This is a genomic window from Kyrpidia spormannii (genome assembly GCF_002804065.1).
Classification (GTDB): Bacteria; Bacillota; Bacilli; order Kyrpidiales; family Kyrpidiaceae; genus Kyrpidia; species Kyrpidia spormannii.
This window is the reverse complement of record NZ_CP024955.1, coordinates 859532-877056: the sequence shown is the minus strand read 5'-3', so window position 1 is coordinate 877056 and position 17525 is coordinate 859532. Positions and strand designations below refer to the sequence as shown.

Annotated in this window: 21 protein-coding genes; 5 read left to right on the top strand and 16 right to left on the bottom strand. The window is 60.4% G+C overall.

Translation table 11 applies throughout. The annotated features are described in order from the left end of the window. Positions 1-4 precede the first annotated feature (4 nt). Positions 5-496 carry an inorganic diphosphatase gene (locus CVV65_RS04330; RefSeq protein ID WP_013074642.1) on the top strand — a complete coding sequence of 164 codons (492 nt, stop codon included), beginning with the start codon at positions 5-7 and terminating at the stop codon, positions 494-496. Between the two features lie 81 nt (positions 497-577). Here the strand turns inward: CVV65_RS04330 and CVV65_RS04325 are convergent, their stop codons facing one another. Continuing rightward, complete coding sequence (locus CVV65_RS04325) at positions 578-835, bottom strand: YuiB family protein (RefSeq protein WP_100667100.1); 258 nt, start codon at positions 833-835, stop codon at positions 578-580. A 132-nt stretch (positions 836-967) separates the two neighbouring features. Between CVV65_RS04325 and CVV65_RS04320 the strand changes: the two genes are divergently transcribed. Continuing rightward, positions 968-1444, top strand: coding sequence for an NUDIX hydrolase (locus CVV65_RS04320; RefSeq protein ID WP_157935374.1), 477 nt, complete (start codon positions 968-970; stop codon positions 1442-1444). A 118-nt stretch (positions 1445-1562) separates the two neighbouring features. On the opposite strand, the gene CVV65_RS04315 is transcribed toward CVV65_RS04320, so the two are convergent. Next, on the bottom strand, positions 1563-2348 hold the full coding sequence (locus CVV65_RS04315; RefSeq protein WP_100667098.1) for an enoyl-CoA hydratase: 786 nt from the start codon (positions 2346-2348) through the stop codon (positions 1563-1565). 316 nt (positions 2349-2664) lie between these two features. Here CVV65_RS04315 and CVV65_RS04310 point away from each other — a divergent pair, with 316 nt between their 5' ends. Continuing rightward, the gene (locus CVV65_RS04310) at positions 2665-3801 is read left to right on the top strand and encodes an HAD family hydrolase (protein ID WP_100667097.1); all 1137 of its coding nucleotides are present in this window, start codon (positions 2665-2667) and stop codon (positions 3799-3801) included. A gap of 199 nt (positions 3802-4000) precedes the next feature. Here the strand turns inward: CVV65_RS04310 and CVV65_RS04305 are convergent, their stop codons facing one another. The 8 genes from CVV65_RS04305 to CVV65_RS04270 all read right to left on the bottom strand — a co-directional run bounded on the left by CVV65_RS04305 (position 4001) and on the right by CVV65_RS04270 (position 10602). Beyond that, positions 4001-4450, bottom strand: a complete 450-nt coding sequence (locus CVV65_RS04305) for an RrF2 family transcriptional regulator (RefSeq protein ID WP_100667096.1) — start codon at positions 4448-4450, stop codon at positions 4001-4003. Positions 4451-4471: 21 nt separating this feature from the next. After that, positions 4472-4786, bottom strand: a complete 315-nt coding sequence (locus CVV65_RS04300; RefSeq protein ID WP_100669172.1) for a non-heme iron oxygenase ferredoxin subunit — start codon at positions 4784-4786, stop codon at positions 4472-4474. 98 nt (positions 4787-4884) lie between these two features. Beyond that, the gene (gene sufB, locus CVV65_RS04295; protein ID WP_100667095.1) at positions 4885-6282 is read right to left on the bottom strand and encodes a Fe-S cluster assembly protein SufB; all 1398 of its coding nucleotides are present in this window, start codon (positions 6280-6282) and stop codon (positions 4885-4887) included. A 39-nt stretch (positions 6283-6321) separates the two neighbouring features. After that, positions 6322-6789 carry a Fe-S cluster assembly sulfur transfer protein SufU gene (gene sufU / locus CVV65_RS04290; RefSeq protein WP_100667094.1) on the bottom strand — a complete coding sequence of 156 codons (468 nt, stop codon included), beginning with the start codon at positions 6787-6789 and terminating at the stop codon, positions 6322-6324. After that, complete coding sequence (locus tag CVV65_RS04285; protein WP_100667093.1) at positions 6776-8005, bottom strand: cysteine desulfurase; 1230 nt, start codon at positions 8003-8005, stop codon at positions 6776-6778. The genes sufU and CVV65_RS04285 overlap by 14 nt, the downstream gene beginning before the upstream one ends. After that, positions 8002-9333 carry a Fe-S cluster assembly protein SufD gene (sufD, locus tag CVV65_RS04280; protein ID WP_100667092.1) on the bottom strand — a complete coding sequence of 444 codons (1332 nt, stop codon included), beginning with the start codon at positions 9331-9333 and terminating at the stop codon, positions 8002-8004. Before sufD ends, CVV65_RS04285 begins: the two co-directional genes overlap by 4 nt. Positions 9334-9352: 19 nt before the next feature. After that, positions 9353-10141: a Fe-S cluster assembly ATPase SufC gene (gene sufC, locus CVV65_RS04275; protein WP_100667091.1), complete on the bottom strand. Its 789-nt coding sequence runs from the start codon at positions 10139-10141 to the stop codon at positions 9353-9355. 158 nt (positions 10142-10299) lie between these two features. After that, entirely contained in the window at positions 10300-10602 is a 303-nt protein-coding gene (locus CVV65_RS04270) for a metal-sulfur cluster assembly factor (protein ID WP_100667090.1), read from the bottom strand. Between the two features lie 375 nt (positions 10603-10977). Here CVV65_RS04270 and CVV65_RS04265 point away from each other — a divergent pair, with 375 nt between their 5' ends. Next, a complete protein-coding gene (locus CVV65_RS04265) occupies positions 10978-11223 on the top strand; it encodes a hypothetical protein (protein WP_100667089.1) in 246 nt (81 codons plus the stop codon). 161 nt (positions 11224-11384) lie between these two features. Beyond that, positions 11385-11585: a hypothetical protein gene (locus CVV65_RS04260; RefSeq protein ID WP_100667088.1), complete on the top strand. Its 201-nt coding sequence runs from the start codon at positions 11385-11387 to the stop codon at positions 11583-11585. 70 nt (positions 11586-11655) lie between these two features. On the opposite strand, the gene nagA is transcribed toward CVV65_RS04260, so the two are convergent. The 6 genes from nagA to CVV65_RS04230 form a co-directional block, all read right to left on the bottom strand. After that, a complete protein-coding gene (gene nagA / locus CVV65_RS04255; protein ID WP_100667087.1) occupies positions 11656-12807 on the bottom strand; it encodes an N-acetylglucosamine-6-phosphate deacetylase in 1152 nt (383 codons plus the stop codon). A 151-nt stretch (positions 12808-12958) separates the two neighbouring features. Further along, positions 12959-13420: a DUF420 domain-containing protein gene (locus CVV65_RS04250; RefSeq protein ID WP_100667086.1), complete on the bottom strand. Its 462-nt coding sequence runs from the start codon at positions 13418-13420 to the stop codon at positions 12959-12961. A 261-nt stretch (positions 13421-13681) separates the two neighbouring features. Continuing rightward, the gene (locus CVV65_RS04245; protein ID WP_157935373.1) at positions 13682-14146 is read right to left on the bottom strand and encodes a FixH family protein; all 465 of its coding nucleotides are present in this window, start codon (positions 14144-14146) and stop codon (positions 13682-13684) included. A gap of 135 nt (positions 14147-14281) precedes the next feature. After that, positions 14282-14884: a DeoR family transcriptional regulator gene (locus tag CVV65_RS04240; RefSeq protein ID WP_157935372.1), complete on the bottom strand. Its 603-nt coding sequence runs from the start codon at positions 14882-14884 to the stop codon at positions 14282-14284. A gap of 87 nt (positions 14885-14971) precedes the next feature. Continuing rightward, positions 14972-16084: a cytochrome ubiquinol oxidase subunit I gene (locus tag CVV65_RS04235; protein WP_100667083.1), complete on the bottom strand. Its 1113-nt coding sequence runs from the start codon at positions 16082-16084 to the stop codon at positions 14972-14974. 31 nt (positions 16085-16115) lie between these two features. Continuing rightward, positions 16116-17498 carry a c-type cytochrome gene (locus CVV65_RS04230; RefSeq protein WP_100667082.1) on the bottom strand — a complete coding sequence of 461 codons (1383 nt, stop codon included), beginning with the start codon at positions 17496-17498 and terminating at the stop codon, positions 16116-16118. Between the last annotated feature and the right edge of the window lie 27 nt (positions 17499-17525).

The window sequence follows — 17525 nt, the reverse complement described above, 5'->3', positions numbered from 1 at the left end:
GACAATGGCCACGGAGAAGCTGATCGTCGATGCATTTATTGAGATTCCCACGGGCAGCCAGAACAAGTACGAGTACGACAAAGAGAAAGGCGTCTTCCGCCTGGACCGGGTGCTCTATTCACCGATGCATTATCCCACCGAGTATGGATACATACAAGAGACATTGGCAGAAGACGGAGATCCCCTCGACATCTTGGTCCTGACCACCTTCCCCACTTTTCCCGGGTGCGTCATTGAGTCTCGGGTGGTCGGGGTGCTGTTGATGACGGACGACAAAGGGAAGGATGAGAAACTCCTGGGGGTGCCTACGGACGACCCCCGGTGGAAACAAGTGCAATCCCTCGAAGACGTTCCACCCCACATCCTCGATGAGATCGCCCATTTCTTTTCCGTGTATAAGCACTTAGAAGGAAAAAAGGTGACGGTCGACGGGTGGAGAGGAATTGAAGATGCCGGTCGTCTCCTCGACGAAGCCCGGCAGCGCTACAAAGGTTAAGGGTTCCAGGTCAGCCCCCGCCCGACAACCAGGACGGGGGTTTTTTTCAGCTGGGGAATGGGTGATCTCCGCATCGCCTCGTCAGCCGAACATACGGAAACCCCGTCTTCTAAGCGTCCGGATCACAAGGCCGCTAGCCGTTGCCCCCACGGCGCCGATGATGACCAGTGTCCAGTCAAAAGGCCGGAGTACCCCCGACGTGCGGATCAAGACGTATACCACCAAGGCCGCGTACAAGACGAGGCTCGTCCACCACGGCGTCAACATGTCAATGATAAATCCGAGGCCGAAGGTGACCACAAGGGTCAACAATGATAAAATCACCAACATAGCGATCATCCTGGCGCCTTCCTTTCCGGTTCATCTTTTCGCTATTTTGCGGCGCCGGAGCGCCCGAAGTCGGTTTCAGTGTGCCAAGGATCGCCGCGAATGTCAAACCGACCCGAGGAGTGGGAAAGAGGTGGGGATAGGGTGGAAACACGGGATCAGGACGTATGGCTCGGTGTGGCGGGCCGTCTGGAGCGAAAGGGCAAGATCCTCGTGGTCAAAAGGACTTACGGGCCCACACGAGGTCTGTGGACGTTGCCCGGGGGGTTCGTACACGGCGGGGAGACCCTGGAAGAAGCGGTTGCCCGGGAGATTCAGGAAGAGACGGGCTGCAGGGGAGAGGCTACCGGGATCATCGCCGTCCGATCCGGGGTGTTGCGAAACGGCAAGCACGACACATTGATCGTTCTGACTTTAAAAGACATGGATCCGAACATTGAACCCCGCCCGGACGGCCGGGAGATCTCCGAGGCCGCCTTTCTGACCCCGGAGGAGATTCTCGCCTCCCCGGACAGTGCGGAATTTCTCATCGCCTCCACCCGGGCCTCGGCCGCTTTGACCGTCCAGCCACTGGATCTATTCAGGGATTACGGGTATGTGAGTTGCCGCATCTACGGCTGATTGCCGAAAAATCGAACCGGCCGGTTGGTCGGCCGTAGGGGGAATCAGCACCGCCTGCGGCCGGACCGGATCTCACCGGCGATTCGTGAAAACGGCCGCCAGGCGGCCGCGGCGTGGGTCAGCGGTGCTTGAAATTCGGGGCCCGCTTCTCCAGGAATGCCTGTACGCCTTCCCGAACATCCTCCGTCTGAAAAATTTCATCAAAGAGTTGCGCCTCGAGCTGGAGACCTTCTTTTAGGGATTGTTCCAGGCCTTGATCGACCAGTCGTTTGATCCGGCCAAGGGACATCAAGCTGCGTTGAGTGATCGTTTTGGCCAGGTTTTTTGCGGCTTCCATCACCTGATCGTCCGGCACCACCTGGTTCACCAGCCCAATCTGTCGAGCTTCGGCGGCAGAGACAGGATCGCCGGTAAACATCATCTCTTTCGCTTTGGCCTCGCCAACCAGGCGCGGCAGGCGCTGGGTCCCCCCTGCTCCCGGAAAGAGCCCCAATTTCACCTCAGGAACCCCGAGTTGCGCGCTTTCCCCGGCGATGCGCATGTCGCAGGCGAGGGCGAGCTCAAGACCGCCGCCCAGGGCGTAGCCGCGAATGGCGGCAATCGTCGGTTTTGGCAGGTCATCCAAGCGGTTCAACACGTCATGCAGCTGCCGGGACATCTCTCCGGCGGCCCCGGGTTTCATCCGCTGGGGAAACTCCTTAATATCGGCTCCAGCCATAAAAGCCCGGGTTCCCGCGCCGGTGACAATCACGGCCACCACTTCGGGATCTTCGGCAATCTCGTCCACACACTCCCCAAGCTCCCTGCCCACCTGTTCACTCATGACGTTGAGAGGCGGGTTGTCCACGGTGATGACCGCATAGCCTTCTTCTTTCGTCCACTGAACCTTTGTTCGTTGGCTCATCCTTCGCCCTCCGTTTCGTACTTTCTCGGTTGCCGGCGCCCGGGTTCACCCACCGAACGCCGGCCCCTCGGCAGATCGCCCGCGCATTAAGTATTTCCACACGCCGGGGCAAATTCCTGCCGCCTCAGCGCCCGGGCGCCTTCCTTCGGCCCTAAACCCGGTCAACTCCGTTAGATATTCAGGAAAAAATCCGTGCACCGCCCGAGTGGCCGTGGTACTCTTATAGACGTGGGAAGGCGCGCCGTCCGCGGGGCAGGTCAACTGCGGAGGATCACGCACAGGCGCGCCGCAGGTCAGTTTCTGGATGGGGGTTGGCATGCTCGAACTGGTTCTTTTTGATGTAGACGGCGTTTTGCTCAGCGAAGAGCGATATTTTGACGGATCGGCATTGGCAGTGTGGGAGCTTTTGTACAGCCCCCGATACCTCGGTTTGGAAGGATCTTTTACCGCGACCCCGTCGGAAGAAGAGATTCGGTCGATTCGCGAAAAGGTTTTTTTAAACGACGAAATCCTTCACGCCCTCAAAGGCAAGGGTGTCAACTCCAACTGGGACATGGTCTATCTGTCGTTCTCTTACCAGCTCCTGCGGGGGTTACATCAATTTTTTCACCACGACCGGGCCCAGGTGGAGTCTTGGCTGAAGTGCCCCCTCGACGGCCAAATTCTGCCCGAGATCGGGGGGCGGTTGCGGGACATCGGATTCCAACCGGATTTTGCCGCCTTTCTGAACACCCTTCAGAACACCGACGCAGTTCAACATGGGCTGCTCCGGGCGTTAAACGACTGGGCCCGGGAGTGGACGGGCGTGACCACCGATCAGTTCGGCCGGACGAGCGCCCTGTGGTCGGTCACGATGCACGTTTTCCAGGAGTGGTACCTGGGGGCCGATCATTACCGAGAACGATATGGACAGGCGCCCCACGAGGAGAAACGGGGCTTTTTGTACGATGAAATTCCAATCCGGCCCGCCGAGGAGATCCGGGAAATCCTGGAATGGCTGAGGGATCGGGACCTGCTCCTGGGAATGGGGACCGGAAGGCCGCGGATGGAAACGCGGATCCCCCTGTCGGCGCTCCACTTGCTCGACCCCTTTGAACCCAGCCGGATTGTGACGGCGGACGACGTGCTGGAAGCGGAGAACGCCGCTCCTCAGTATGCACCGCTGGCTAAACCCCATCCTTTCACCTATCTGCGGGCCATTGTTCCGGACGAACCCGCTTTGCGGCTTTTACGGCGCCCCCTGCCCCTGACCGGGGCGGATCGCATTCTGATCGTCGGCGACTCCTTGGCCGATTGGCTGGCCGCGGGCAAAATCGGCTGCCGATTCGCCGCCACCCTGACGGGCCTCAGTGGACAAGAAGCCCGGGCGTCTTTTGAAGAACGGGGCGTCCGTTGGATTGTGGACGATGTGACCCAACTGCCCGACGTCTTACACGGCATCCTCAACCGGTAACACCAGTTCCGGAGGCAAGAGCGGAAGTCTCCGGGCCCCTCACAGCGGGCGAACCAGGAGACTCCCTGGACGCGACAAACCCCCTGGCAGATGCGTTCTGTCCAGGGGGTTTGTCATGGGGAAACGCTCGGGACCCGTGCCCCGGCGGACAACTCCCTCCTCTTCTCGGCCACCCGTTGACCCGGTGGTAGTTGCGACCTCATCCGCCCTTTCCGGCCCGGGCCGCTGAAGCCGGCTCATCCGTTTCCACCACTTCAGCCAGGGTCAAACTCCCCAGGGCCTTGGCGATGCCTTCATTCAGTTTCACCCACACCTTCCGGGTATGACAGATGGGGATGCGCTCACACCACAGATCCCCGTTCTCCTCGTCGACACATCCGATCAAAAGGAGAGATCCTTCCAGCACCCGGACCACTTCCCCCACAGACACCTGGTCGGGGGATTGGGCCAGTAGAAAGCCTCCATTGACCCCCCGCACGCTTTTCACGATCCCCGCCCGGCGCAACAGCACCATGATCTGATCGAGAAACGGCTCGGGAATCCCTTCAATCTCCGCGATTTGTCGAGTGGACATGGGAGCTCCGCCGGAGCGCTCCGCCAACGTCACCAAAGCCCGCAATCCGTACTCGGTGCGGTTCGATAATTTCACGGGCGATACCTCCCGTTCTCGTCACACATCATCGTCGTCGATCCAGACCCCCCCATCCCGGATCGTCACCTCGTAGGTTTGAACCGGGGTGAAAGCCGGGAGGTGGACGGCGGCACCGGTCCGCACGTCGAACCGCCCGCCGTGTTTCGGACACTGTACAATATATCCTTCCAACGTCCCTTCGCTGAGGGAGGCCGTGGCGTGGGTACAGAGGTCGGCGGTGGCAAAATACTCGTCACCAACCCGGTACAGGGCCAGCTCCGCCTCCCCCAACTGCACCCGCTTCATCTGTCCCGGCTCCAACTCTCCAACCGATGCGACTTTCACCAACGCCATCTTTTCGACTCCTTTGCCCAGCTCCACACCCGGCCTCCGCCGCCAGTCCCGCCGGCGCGGTCGGCACCTGGGACCGCACTGTTCCGGCCCTCGCCGGATCAGCCGATGGAGCCCTCCATTTCGAACTTGATCAACCGGTTCATCTCGACGGCGTACTCCATGGGCAGCTCCCGGGTAAAGGGCTCGATGAAGCCCATCACAATCATCCGGGTGGCCTCTTCCTCGCTCAATCCCCGGCTCATCAAGTAGAAGAGCTGCTCTTCACTCACCCGGGAAACTGTGGCCTCATGTTCCAGCGTGATATCATCATTCAAAATCTCGTTCACCGGCACGGTATCGGAAGTCGAGTTTTCATCCAGGATGAGGGTGTCACATTTGATGTTCGCTTTGGCCCCCCGGGCCTGGGGCGAAAAATGCGCCAAACCCCGGTAGGTCGTCTTCCCCCCCTGTTTGCTGATCGACTTCGAAATGATCGTTGAAGTGGTGTCCGGTGCCGCGTGTACCACCTTGGCTCCGGCGTCCTGGTGCTGCCCCTTGCCCGCCACCGCGATGGAAAGGACTGTCGCCTTGGCCCGCGGCCCCATCATATAGACCGCCGGGTACTTCATGGTCAGCTTCGAACCGATGTTGCCATCCACCCACTCCATCGTGGCGTCGGCGTAGGCCACCGCCCGCTTGGTCACAAGGTTGTAGATGTTGGGCGCCCAATTCTGAATCGTGGTGTACCGGCATCGGGCCCGATCCTTCACGATAATCTCCACCACCGCGCTGTGCAGGGAATCGGTGCTGTAGATCGGCGCCGTACACCCTTCGACATAGTGCACGAAACTGTCTTCGTCGGCGATGATCAACGTCCGCTCGAACTGCCCCATGTTCTCGGAGTTAATCCGGAAATACGCCTGAAGGGGCACGTCGCATTTGACCCCTTTCGGGACATAGATAAAGCTTCCGCCGCTCCACACCGCAGAATTCAGAGCCGCGAACTTATTGTCCTCAGGGGGCACCACCGTGGCAAAATACTCTTTGAACAGCTCGGGGTACTCCCGCAGGGCAGTATCGGTGTCGGTAAAGATGACACCCTGCTCCTCCAAATTCTTCTGGATGCTGTGATAGACGACTTCAGATTCGTACTGGGCGGATACCCCCGCCAGGAACTTCCGTTCCGCTTCGGGAATGCCCAGGCGGTCGAAGGTCGTTTTGATCTCTTCGGGTACGTCCTCCCAGGTCTTGCCCTGCCGCTCGGTGGGTTTTACATAGTACGTGATGTCGTCAAAATTGAGTTCCGACAGATCGCCACCCCAGGTCGGCAGGGGCTTTGAGAGGAAAATTTCCAGGGACCGGAGGCGGAAATCGGTCATCCAGCCCGGCTCGTTTTTCATCATCGACAGCTCTTCCACCACTTTGCGGTTCAAGCCCTTTTGAAACTTGACCACCGCGATGTCCGGATCGCGAAATCCGTACTGGTACTCCTCAAGCTCCGGGATCACCTTCGCCATTTCAATCCCTCCCCGTATATTATCGGATTGCGCGTGTCATCACGATCCGGCCGCCCCGTCACCGTCGTCCGTGCCGCGACCGCGGTTCTTTTCGATTTCCACCGCCCGTTCCAGGGCGTTCCACGCCAATAGCGCGCATTTCACCCGGGCGGGAAATTTCGATACCCCTTGAAGCGCCTCCAGGTCGCCGAGGTCCTCGGAGTCGGTTTCTTCCCCCCGAATCATGCGGTGGAACGAATCCGATAAAGCGAGGGCATCGTCGAGCTTCTTTCCCCGAATCGCCTCGGTCATCATCGACGCCGATGCAATGCTGATTGAGCAGCCGACCCCCTGGAACCGCACATCCCGCACGACATCCCCATCCATGGCCAACTGTAGGGTGACGTCGTCTCCGCAGGTAGGGTTGTGGAGGTGGACACTCACCGCGTCCCCTTCTAACTGGCCGCGGTTTCTGGGGTGCTGGTAATGGTCCATGATTACCTGGCGGTATAGATCATCCAACTGCATGGGTAAAAAACTCCTTTGCTTTCATCAGGGCGGCGACCAGGGCGTCGACGTCCTCCTCAGTGTTATAGAAATAAAAGCTCGCCCGGGCTGTTGCCGCTGCCCCGAGCTCCCGCATCAGCGGCTGGGCGCAGTGGTGTCCCGCCCGGATGGCCACCCCCTCAGCATCCAACACCGTCGCCACATCGTGAGGGTGAACGCCTTTGAGGTTGAAGGTCACCAACCCCGCCCGGTGTCCGGCGTCGGGGCCGTAAATCTCGAGTTCAGGAATCTCCTCCAGCCGTTCCATGGCCAGGCGAATTAATTCCTGCTCCCGCCCCTGAATCGCGTCCATGCCGATCTCCGTCAGATAATCCACCGCCGCCCCAAGGCCCACAGCCCCGGCGATGTTCGGCGTCCCGCCCTCAAAGCGCCAAGGCGATTCCTTCCAGGTGGACCGATATCGTTCAACCACCTCGATCATCTCACCGCCGTAATAAATGGGCTCCATCTCCGACAGCCAGCGCCGCTTTCCGTACAGCACGCCAATCCCCGTCGGCCCGCACATTTTGTGCCCGGAGAAAGCGAGAAAATCGCAGTCCAGTTCCTTGACGTCCACCGGTTGGTGGGGCACGCTCTGGGCGCCGTCCACCACCATCACCGCCCCGTGCCGGTGGGCAATGGCGGCGATCTCCCGCACCGGGTTGATGGTCCCCAAAACATTCGAGATATGGGCCACCGCCACGATCTTTGTCCGGTCGGTGATCGTCTCCTCGACGTCGGCCAGATCCAGGGTCCCATCCTTCTGCAAGGGGATATATTTTAACGTCGCCCCATTAGCGATCGCCAATTGCTGCCAGGGGATCAAATTACTATGATGTTCCATTGGGGTGATGACGATCTCGTCCCCCTCACTCACCAATCGGCCGCCGAGGCTGGAAGCCACCAGATTCAAACTTTCGGTGGTGCCCCGGGTAAAGACGATTTCATCCGCCGAGGCTGCCCCGATGAACCGAGCCACTTTTTCCCGGGCGCCTTCGTAGGCATCAGTGGCCTTGGCGGCCAAGGCGTACACTCCCCGATGGACATTGGCGTTCTCCTCCCGATAATACCGGGCGATGCGCTCGATCACCGGCAGAGGCTTCTGGGAAGTGGCCGCGCTATCCAGATAAACGAGGCGCTTACCGTTCATCGGCTGTGATAAAATGGGAAAATCCTCTCGGATGTCGCGCAGGTTCATCGAGCCATCTTCCTCTCCACCAGACGTTCCATCCAGCCCTTCACGTCAGCCAAAGGCAAGCGATCGATCACCGGATCCAAAAACCCTCGAACGATGAGCCGTTTCGCCTCGTCCTCGGGAATTCCCCGGGACATCAAATAGTACATCTGCTCGGCATTGATCTTCCCGACGCTGGCGGCGTGATCTGCCTTGACGTCGTTCTCGTCGATGAGCAACATGGGAATGGCGTTGGCCCGGGCCTTGGGGCTGAGCATGAGCAATCCCTCGGCCTGGTGGCCGTCGGTGCCCACCGCCCCTTTCTCGATGCCTGTCACCGCCCGGAACACCAGGTCTGAGCGATCCAGGGCCACCCCCCGGGCCAGAATATCGCTCATCGTAAACCGCCCCCGATGCACCATGTGAAGGGTCAGGTCGAGATGTTGGCGGCCTGTGCCTGCGGCCACCACCTTTGCCTCGGACCGGCTGCCGGGGCCCTCCAGGGTCGTCCCGTACTCGGCTACTAAATAAGCTTCCCCCATCTCCCCGATGGCCCAATCCAAGCGGGCATCTCGGGCCGTCCGGCCCCGCCGGGTGAGAAACCCGGTGACCTCCCGAGGCAAATCTTGCAACGTGGCAACCCGGAGTTCACCGTTTGCTTCCACGAGGTACTCATCCACCACCGCCGTGGAGACGCCCTCCTGCCCCAACTCTGTGCCCGACCACGTCTCCACGAGAGTGAGGGAAGCCCCCTCTTCCACCACAGCCAGGACCCGGGGGAATATCCGGTTTTGCGGGTCCGCCCAGCGATACGAAATAAGGACCGGCGCCTCCACCCGCACCCCTTTGGGGACGTACACGAACAGCCCGGCGTTCCAACAAGCACTCTGAAGGGCTGTCCAGCGGTTTTCTTCCGGGGATACGAGGCTTCCCAGGGTCCTGCGCACCACCTCTTCCCGTTCCCTGGCGGCGGTGGACAAATCCGCCACGTATACCCCTTGGTCAGCCAGGGGCGCCTGAAGATGGATATGGGGATGACCCGGCCCGGAGAACACCGCCATCGCCGCCGCTTCCACCCTTCCGTCACCGTCCGGCTCAGCGAGCTGATCCTCCGCCACGCCCAATGTCGAATTCCCAGACTGCGGAGTAGCGTCCACGTCGGCGTCTATCCGCCACTTTTCCTCAAAACTTCGCTTCCCGAGGTCGCTGCGTTCCAGCTTTGGCGCCGGAAGCCGGGTATACCGGTCCCACGCCTCCAGCCTCCAGTCCCGTAGCCACACGGGTTCTCCCCGCTCCTGGGCCAACCGCTCCACTGCGGCCCGGTCGATCTGAATCACCTGTCCCACCGTCATTGCGCCATTCCCTCCCCCGTCACGACTGAGACGCCACCGTGTGGTCCTCGATGCCAAGCTCCTGTTTGAGCCAATCGTATCCTTTGGCTTCCAATTCTTCAGCGAGCTCGCGGCCGCCCGATCGGACGATCCGCCCTTGCATCATCACGTGAACCCGGTCGGGGACGATGTATTGCAACAGGCGCTGGTAATGGGTGATGATCAACACGCCCAGTTCGGGACCCCGCAGGTCGTTGACCCCTTTCGCCACAATCTTCAAGGCATCGATGTCCAAGCCTGAGTCGATTTCATCGAGAATGGCGATTCGGGGCTTTAACATCGCCATCTGAAGAATCTCGTTCCGCTTCTTCTCGCCTCCGGAGAACCCCTCGTTCAAATAACGTTCTGCGAAGGAGGGATCTATCTCCAGAGCGGCCATCTGTTTTTGCAATTCCCGGTGAAAACGGAGCACCGGGATTTCGTTGCCCTCCCCCCTTCGGGCGTTGAGCGCCAAACGGAGAAAATTCGCGTTGCTCACCCCCGGAACCTCACTGGGGTATTGCATCGCGAGGAACAGTCCCTTTCGGGCTCGTTCGTCAACTTTCATCGCAAGGAGGTCTTCCCCGTCTAGCCATGCCCTCCCTGCGGTGACTTCATATTTTGGATGGCCCATCAGTGCCGAGGCCAAGGTGCTTTTGCCCGTGCCATTTGGCCCCATGATGGCATGCACCTCGCCCCCGCGTACTTCCAGGTCCACACCCTTGAGAATCTCCGTGCCCTCCACGGAGACGCGCAATTGTTCAACTTTCAACCAAGGCTGATTGGCCATGCCCCTGTCCTCCTCATCTGAAAAAGGTGCCCCTACCCTCTATCGTATCGACCAATCGTCGTCAAATCATGACTGAAACAGTCACCTTTTCTTTTACAGAATACCACACCGCAGGCAGAATGCAAGCTCTGGGCCGCAGCAGAGTTCGAAAGAACCGGTCAGAACATGTAGCGCATGGCGAGCTTGGCCTCTTCCGACATCTTGTCCGGAGACCAGGGGGGATCGAAAGTCAACTCTACGTCCACGTTATCCACGCCGTCCAACTCCGAAACCCTTTCTTGAATCTGTCGCTTCAACAGATCAAAGATCGGGCAGCCCATCGCCGTGAGGGTCATGGTGACGTGGACGTCCCCCCCGTTCACTTGGATATCATATACCATACCCAAGTTGACAATGTCGATCTGCAACTCGGGATCGTACACCTCGGTCAAGGCTTCTCGCACTTCGTCCACCGTTGCCATTCTCCGCCACTCCTTTCACCGGGTTCCCGCGCTCACCCCCGGACGGCGCCACCCTTGGGCCCGCTGCCCAGGACTCCGGCGTGACGCGTTATAGGTATTATGCGACATCTTGGCTGGCGACGTAAAGATCAAGGCTTGACCTGGAGTGCTTAAGCGCCGGACTGGGGATATGAAAAAGGCGCCGAATCGGCGCCGTTTTCCGCAATCCCCCCGCGCGACTGTATCCCTGCCTGAACGCGAAAGGACCGCTCACCCACAAGATACGCACCGACACCTGAGAGTGTCATCCGCCCCGGGCAATCCGGGCCATGGCCCGGAACGGCGAGCGTCCGTCCCGACATAGGCTAAAGGGAACCTGAAGAAGGAGGGAATGCCATGTCCGAATCAACGCTGTCCAATCCCTTTTACTACATGGCGCCGCCTGCCCCCCGTACGGATTCCGAGTTTCGCGGTGACTCCTTCGAGCCGGCGGCCGATCCCGGATACACCTCGTTTCCCGCCGCCGTAGATCCGGCCGAGAACCGCCAGTTCCCCGTACCGGGGCCTTGGATCGGAGCTGGAATTTTTCTGCCACCCATCGTCGTCCCTCCCATCGCCCCGTTCCCATTTTTCTGGATTTAACCGTTGTCAGTTGCGAACCGCCCCTTGCTGTCGTTCACGCGGATGACCGGGCCCAGGCCCGGTCCCTGTCATTTTGAGGCTTTCCCCGAACCCGCATAGTCCCGGCCCGCTCGGTGCACAATCGGTATACAGCGTCCGACGGACAAAAGGGGAGGATCGAGATGTGGATCGAACTGCGCGGATTGCCCCATCGCGAAATCGACGGCCTACCCTATACGATCCATCAAACGGCGCCCGGGCGGTGGCACATCGTCATCCCGAACTGCCCCCGATATCCCACCGGATATTTTTTGCCCCACGCTTATCCGAACCGGGAGGCAGCTCTGTCCGCCCTGGAACAGGGGCCCCCTTGGGAAGGGTGAGATCGCGTCTCTCCTTCACTCCCCCACCGGCGTCTCTCTTTCCGTCACTTGATCAGGATCACCTGTCCATTCACCAGTCCACCCGCTGTACCTCCGCCCCCGCGATAAAAGTCCGCTCAACCCTCAGGTCCTGATCTAGGACCACAAAATCCGCGTCATACCCCGCCGCGAGACGGCCCTTTCGGTGCCCGCACCCCGCCGCCCGGGCGGGCACCTCCGAAGCCATGGCCACCGCCTCGGCCACAGGCACACCGCACAGCCGCACCATATGCTGAACCGCCCGGTCCAAGGTCAGCGTACTCCCGGCCAGGGTGCCGTCCGGGAGCCTGGCCGCCCCGCCCCGGACGGTGACGGCGAAACCCCCAAGATGATAATCGCCATCGGGCATCCCCGCCGCCCGCATGGCGTCGCTGACCAGCGCAATCCGATCCGCCCCTTTTGCGCGGTAGAGGAGGGCCATCGCCCCGGGATGGACGTGAACCCCATCGGCGATGAGCTCCACCGTCCATTCCCCGTGCATCATGGCCGCACCCACCACCCCGGGCTCCCGGTGGTGAAACCCCCGCATGGCGTTAAAACAATGAGTCACCTGGGACACCCCGCACCTGGCCGCTTCCTTCATCTCCTCCCAGGTCGCCGAAGTGTGGCCCGCGGAAACCCGGATCCCCCGGGAACGAAGATAGCCGATGACCGCCCCGGCACCCGGGCGCTCCGGGGCCAGGGTGACGATGCGAAGCAACCCCCCCGCCGCCCACAACAGAACCCTGGCATCAGCCAGGGTGGGGTCGACGATAAAATCCGGATTGTGGGCTCCCTTATAATCCGGGGAGATCCAGGGCCCCTCGAGGTGAACGCCCAGAAGGGCCGCCCCGGGGCTTGGCCGCCGGGCAAAGACACGGCACATCCGGAGCACCTCCGTTAAAGAATCGAGATCGGCGGTGAGGGTGGTGGCCAGAAAACCGGTGACACCGTGGGTAGCCAGGGTTTGTGCGATCCTGGCCAGGGCGGCTTCGCTGGCGTCCATCACATCGCCCCCCCCGGCGCCGTGCACGTGGACGTCCACGTACCCTGGGGCCACGTACCCGCCCGCCACCCGAAGATCCGCCTCCTCCCCCCGCCAGGGCCCGGCCTGCGCAATCACCCCGTCTTCACAAATCAAAATCCAGTCTTCCCGCACCTCCCGATCCACGATGAGGTTCCCCCGCACAGCCAGACGACCCATTCCACTCCCCTCTTCCCCCCAGTTTTCTGACGACTCCCCCGGGAGGCCAAGCGATCCCCACATGTACCCGGTCGATTCTTCGCTACCGCAATCCCGCAGCGACCTCAGCGCCCTGACAGGCCGAGCCGACCAGTTGTTCGGACCCTGACGCCTAGAAACCGAGCCAAGTGCGAAACATGTTTCTCGTGGGTCCCGGCTCGTAAATCACATACAACAATAAGAACACCATCAGACCAGTGGCCGCCGTGATCAGCCAAATCGTGACCGTCCAAGGGCCGATCCGCTTATGGGAAGCAAATCGGCTTTTGAACGCATAGCGCAACGCCACGATCCCGAGCACGGCGGCCACGGTGGCAAGAACCGAGTGGGCCTGGAGAAAGATTTGGTAGGGCTCCCGCCACTGGGCCGGTCCCCCGAAACTGGTGTCCCCGATGAAGATCGTCTTGAGGACATAGCTCAGAAAAAAAGCCGCGGCCAGCACGACACTCGTTAACATGGCCCTTCGGTGGGCCTCCCGACGTCCTCTCCGAATCAAATACCAACCGACGGCCGCCGAACCGGCGCTGACGAGCATGAACGCTTCGTTTAGATAAGCGACGATTTCTGCAGTCAATCTTCTCCCACGCTTTCCTATCCGACATGTCACCTTCATTCTGGCCGGAAACCCCAGTGGGGTCAAGCGTCCTACATGCCCCTGTCAGAATTCCTTCACAAATGGCTCCCGCCAGCCACCGAACCAGGTTCGCCCCGCGGCCCGCCCCTCGCCGATTCGGAAGTTCCACCCGACCTGATCCTTTGGAGCAAACCGCAACGGCTTTGCGTCGCCCGGCCCCCGCCGGAAGGTTGGTGGTTCTTCCCCAAAACCAGTGAACGACTACTTCACTTCAATGTCTTTGGTCGGCATTTCGTGAAATCCCAGGGCTGTGGTGTGGAGGGTGACATGGTAGAGTCCTGGCTTGTCAAAGTTTTTTTCCACCGTGTAGGTGCCGCTGGGACCTTCCACCACATCCACCAGCTCGTGCTTGGACTCCCCGTCTTTCCAGATCTCTAATTTAATGTAAGCTCCACTGATGGGCGTACCCTTCTTGCTCACCTTTTCAATCAGCTTCACGGGCTGATTCGCCTTTATGGGACCGGGGGGATCGGTGGAGAAGGCAATGTCAAACTGTTGATCCATGGTCATGCCCGGATCCATATTCATCTCTGTGGGTGAGGCGGATGACCCTGGGTTCCCCTGGGACTGATCGGTTTGGGACGGAGCGGCGGCCTGTCCGCAACCCGCCACCAACCCGGCGGCGAGGGAAAGGGACACCGTCGTCCAAGCCCAGCGACGCTTCATACCCATGCACCTCTTCCTTCAGTCTTGACCCCCGGTATCATACAACAGCGCCAGCCTCCAACTCACTGGCCCATTTGAGCTACACTTGTGGCAATTGTATGAACAACTGTATGAACGACGCCGGAGGCAGGCCGGTTACTCCCGGCCCGCCTCCTGATGGCAACAGGCGGTATGCGGGCGATTCATCCTCAGCTGAATCTCCCGGGTCGCCTCGTCAAAATCAAAAATCTCTCCCCCGAATCCCCGGACGAATCGCTCGGCATCCTGCCGTTCCCCGAACAGTAGGGCTTGGGGCTCACAACACAGTGTGGGTATGTCCGCCCCCATGACATACCATCCCGCCGCTGCACCCACCGTGTGGCCGAGCAAAAAATCCCGGCCCAACAAGCTGCGCGGCTGCGAGGGTCCTTGGGCACAAGCCAATAGTGCGCAGTGAGGACAACAGTACGTTTCTACGCTTCCATCGGCGTGGTTCGCCGTCATCGACAAGCGGTCGTCCACCGGCCGGCGGCAATAGGCGCAAGTGCTGCTGCCCCGTCCCGGCGCATCGACCGGGGGGCTCGCCAAGGAGATCCCCCCGTAGGTCTTCACCACCCGCCCTTGATCCACCAACACCCGAACATCCCGGTGCACCGTCATCTCCGATACCTGAAGGCGACGGCTCAGATCCGAGATCTTCAAGTGTCCTTCCTGTTGCAACCAACTCAGAATCTTTTTCTGTCGCTCCGCAGGCAGCACCCGGCGTTCCTCTCCCCTTGAGGTGATTTTGTGTGAAGTATACCACAATATCACAACGCCGGACAGGCCCATGAAACCCGGGATTGATCAGGGACCTGCGGTTTGACCCGAAGGCTGTGAGGCCGCCGTATACGGCGAAATCTCCACGTCCCGAATCTGGAGCCGAACCGTGGCCATGGCGAGCACCACCACGAAAAGGGCGATGCCGAGATTGCGCAACACCCGCCCGGGGCGTGGATGCCGGCGAGCGGCGTACACAACGCCCAGGGCAGCGGCCACCGCCGCCGCGCCCACCGCAAACCCCAAGGTCGAGAAGGCCGACCCTCCCAAAAAATGACCCCGCACCGACCCCGGCATGGTGAATAGAACCACCAGCCCGAGCACCACCTCAATGAGTAAAGCAACCCCCGTCCACCGCAGCCCGTAGCCGGTTGCCCATCGTGAATCCAGCGCCCCTTCAAGACCACCTCCAGTCTGGGCTTCCGCGGCCGCCGCCGTCTCCGATCCGGCCACCGACGCCTCGGGCGAAGTCCGCGTCACTCCGCCCTTCTCCCGGGACGCCTTCCGCTCTTGCCGCCAGGCGATCCAGATGGGCAACAAGCCCCCGAACACCGCCGTCGCCGCCATAAAATGCAGATACCGGGGCCATACCGTGGGATAAAACATCGCCTGGACAAAACTGTGGGTTTGCATCCACAAATCCGGGCGGCGCATCAGCCCCATGACGACGACAAAAATCATCGGCACAACCAAAAAGGGAATGGTCCCGAGAACACCGAGCAGCAGGTGCACCCCCGGGCGGGCCTGAAGGCGCTCCCAGGAGAATTTATAGGCGTACAACAAGAGAAAACCGAGAATCAAAAGCCAGATCACCGACAGCCAGGTGCCGCCGAGAATCACAGTGGGCGGATAGAAAAACCGGGTGTACAAGACCCCGACGAGCAAAAGCGGCGCCACGCCGAGCACCACCGCCAGACTCTTGTTCACGGACGTCGCCGTGAGAACCCGCTGGGCCAACTCGAGGTAACGGCCATCTTTTTTCGCGTGACCCACCGCTTCCGTGACCACCGACATGACGGCCCCAGACACCGTCAGCAGCACGAACACGATATGCAGCACGAATCCCACCACGAGCAGGACCGTAAAAAAAGGAATGGAACCCGGGATCGAGATCGGCAAATCGTGAGGTACGGGAGACATCATCTTTCACTCCTTTCCAACTCGGCCCGCGCTACTCATGGATCCCACCGGCGGGCGATCCGGCCGTCGCCGTGGTTCCCTGGGTCGGCACCGTGGCGAGGAACTTGCTGAGCGCCCGCAGCTCTTGATCCGTCCCCACAAAGGGAGGCATAAAGGCCCTGGCTTGATGCAGATTTTTTACGTAATTGTAAATGGTCGTCTCATTCCATCCCTGCAACCGAAAGGCGAGATCCCGGCGCTGGCGGGCAAAATTGTGCAAAACGTGGCAACTCTGACATTCCAGCCGAAAAACCTCCCGACCGGCCTCAATTTCCTGTCCCGGTGTCACCTGTTGGATCGGCGAAAACCGGGCGTTGGGCAGAATCCCTTCCGTATTGAGCCGCTCCACATCCGACACCCGTATCCCGTTGGCATACATGTAACCGGAAATCACGTAGGGCTTGCGGATCGATTCCCGGACCATTTCGATTTCCCCGACATAAAACACCGCCAAAGCCATGACCAAAAGCGAAGCCGTCACCCCGATCACCCGGTTGATCCTCCCCGAAGCCGCCAGGCGCATCGGGTAAAAAATCGCCACCATCGCAAACAGGAAGACGACAAAGATCCCGCCGTAATTGATCAGATCAAACTGCTGGGGCGACAGGGCCGTGGCCCACTGAATAAGCGCCCGGCCCCCCCCGGGAACGGACTGGTAATACCAGTACCCGGTGAGAAACATCATCACGCCGGCTCCGGCGAGCACCCGAGAAGCCACCCCCAAAACCCGGGCCCGAAGCTCCGCTTTGCGGACCGTGATCTGGGTATAGAGCATCGTGAATCCCGAGGCCAACGCCAAAGCCAAGAAGGTGCGGAAGGCCAGAGAGGGCAAGTAGGTGGGATTGAAGAAGGCGTCCCAGCGGGAACCGTCCGATAACCACGCACCGGGGGTCAACATAAAAGCCAGAATCCCGGTGATCAAGGTCATGGTCAACCACGAGGACACCGCATAGGCAATGCCGATGTTCCGGTGGAGTACCTTTTTCGCCCCGGTCAGTTTTGGCCAGGTGAAATAGTACAAGAGGATAAAGACCACTTCGGACACGAAAACGATCCACTCGGTAAACCAGAACCAGAAAAAGACCCGCAGCATCGAACCGATGGCCGCCGGCTGGACCACCCCCGTGGTCAGCCAGATGCCCACCCCTGTAAGGGCCCCCACGGCGGTGGTCACCACGAAGAAGTACTTTAACAACCGGTGGGCAAAATCGTCCATCTCCAGGTCTTTGTGTTTCATGGCGTAGGTTTCAAGGGCCACCACCATGATCGACCCACCGACGGCCGCCCCGTGGCTGATCAGTACGTGGACAATGGCCACCAGGGCAATCAAGCTCCCCGATCCGAACTGGTCCAGGGTGAATACAGGAAATTCCAATCCACGTCACCTCCAGGTACAGGCTGG

Coding starts and splice junctions, on each gene's coding strand:
- CVV65_RS04330 (WP_013074642.1), top strand. CDS start 5: ATGGCCACGGAGAAGCTGATCGTCGATGCATTTATTGAGATTCCCACG.
- CVV65_RS04325 (WP_100667100.1), bottom strand. CDS start 835: ATGATCGCTATGTTGGTGATTTTATCATTGTTGACCCTTGTGGTCACC.
- CVV65_RS04315 (WP_100667098.1), bottom strand. CDS start 2,348: ATGAGCCAACGAACAAAGGTTCAGTGGACGAAAGAAGAAGGCTATGCG.
- CVV65_RS04310 (WP_100667097.1), top strand. CDS start 2,665: ATGCTCGAACTGGTTCTTTTTGATGTAGACGGCGTTTTGCTCAGCGAA.
- CVV65_RS04300 (WP_100669172.1), bottom strand. CDS start 4,786: ATGGCGTTGGTGAAAGTCGCATCGGTTGGAGAGTTGGAGCCGGGACAG.
- sufB (WP_100667095.1), bottom strand. CDS start 6,282: ATGGCGAAGGTGATCCCGGAGCTTGAGGAGTACCAGTACGGATTTCGC.
- sufU (WP_100667094.1), bottom strand. CDS start 6,789: ATGCAGTTGGATGATCTATACCGCCAGGTAATCATGGACCATTACCAG.
- CVV65_RS04285 (WP_100667093.1), bottom strand. CDS start 8,005: ATGAACCTGCGCGACATCCGAGAGGATTTTCCCATTTTATCACAGCCG.
- sufD (WP_100667092.1), bottom strand. CDS start 9,333: ATGACGGTGGGACAGGTGATTCAGATCGACCGGGCCGCAGTGGAGCGG.
- sufC (WP_100667091.1), bottom strand. CDS start 10,141: ATGGCCAATCAGCCTTGGTTGAAAGTTGAACAATTGCGCGTCTCCGTG.
- CVV65_RS04270 (WP_100667090.1), bottom strand. CDS start 10,602: ATGGCAACGGTGGACGAAGTGCGAGAAGCCTTGACCGAGGTGTACGAT.
- CVV65_RS04265 (WP_100667089.1), top strand. CDS start 10,978: ATGTCCGAATCAACGCTGTCCAATCCCTTTTACTACATGGCGCCGCCT.
- CVV65_RS04260 (WP_100667088.1), top strand. CDS start 11,385: ATGTGGATCGAACTGCGCGGATTGCCCCATCGCGAAATCGACGGCCTA.
- nagA (WP_100667087.1), bottom strand. CDS start 12,807: ATGGGTCGTCTGGCTGTGCGGGGGAACCTCATCGTGGATCGGGAGGTG.
- CVV65_RS04245 (WP_157935373.1), bottom strand. CDS start 14,146: ATGAAGCGTCGCTGGGCTTGGACGACGGTGTCCCTTTCCCTCGCCGCC.
- CVV65_RS04235 (WP_100667083.1), bottom strand. CDS start 16,084: ATGTCTCCCGTACCTCACGATTTGCCGATCTCGATCCCGGGTTCCATT.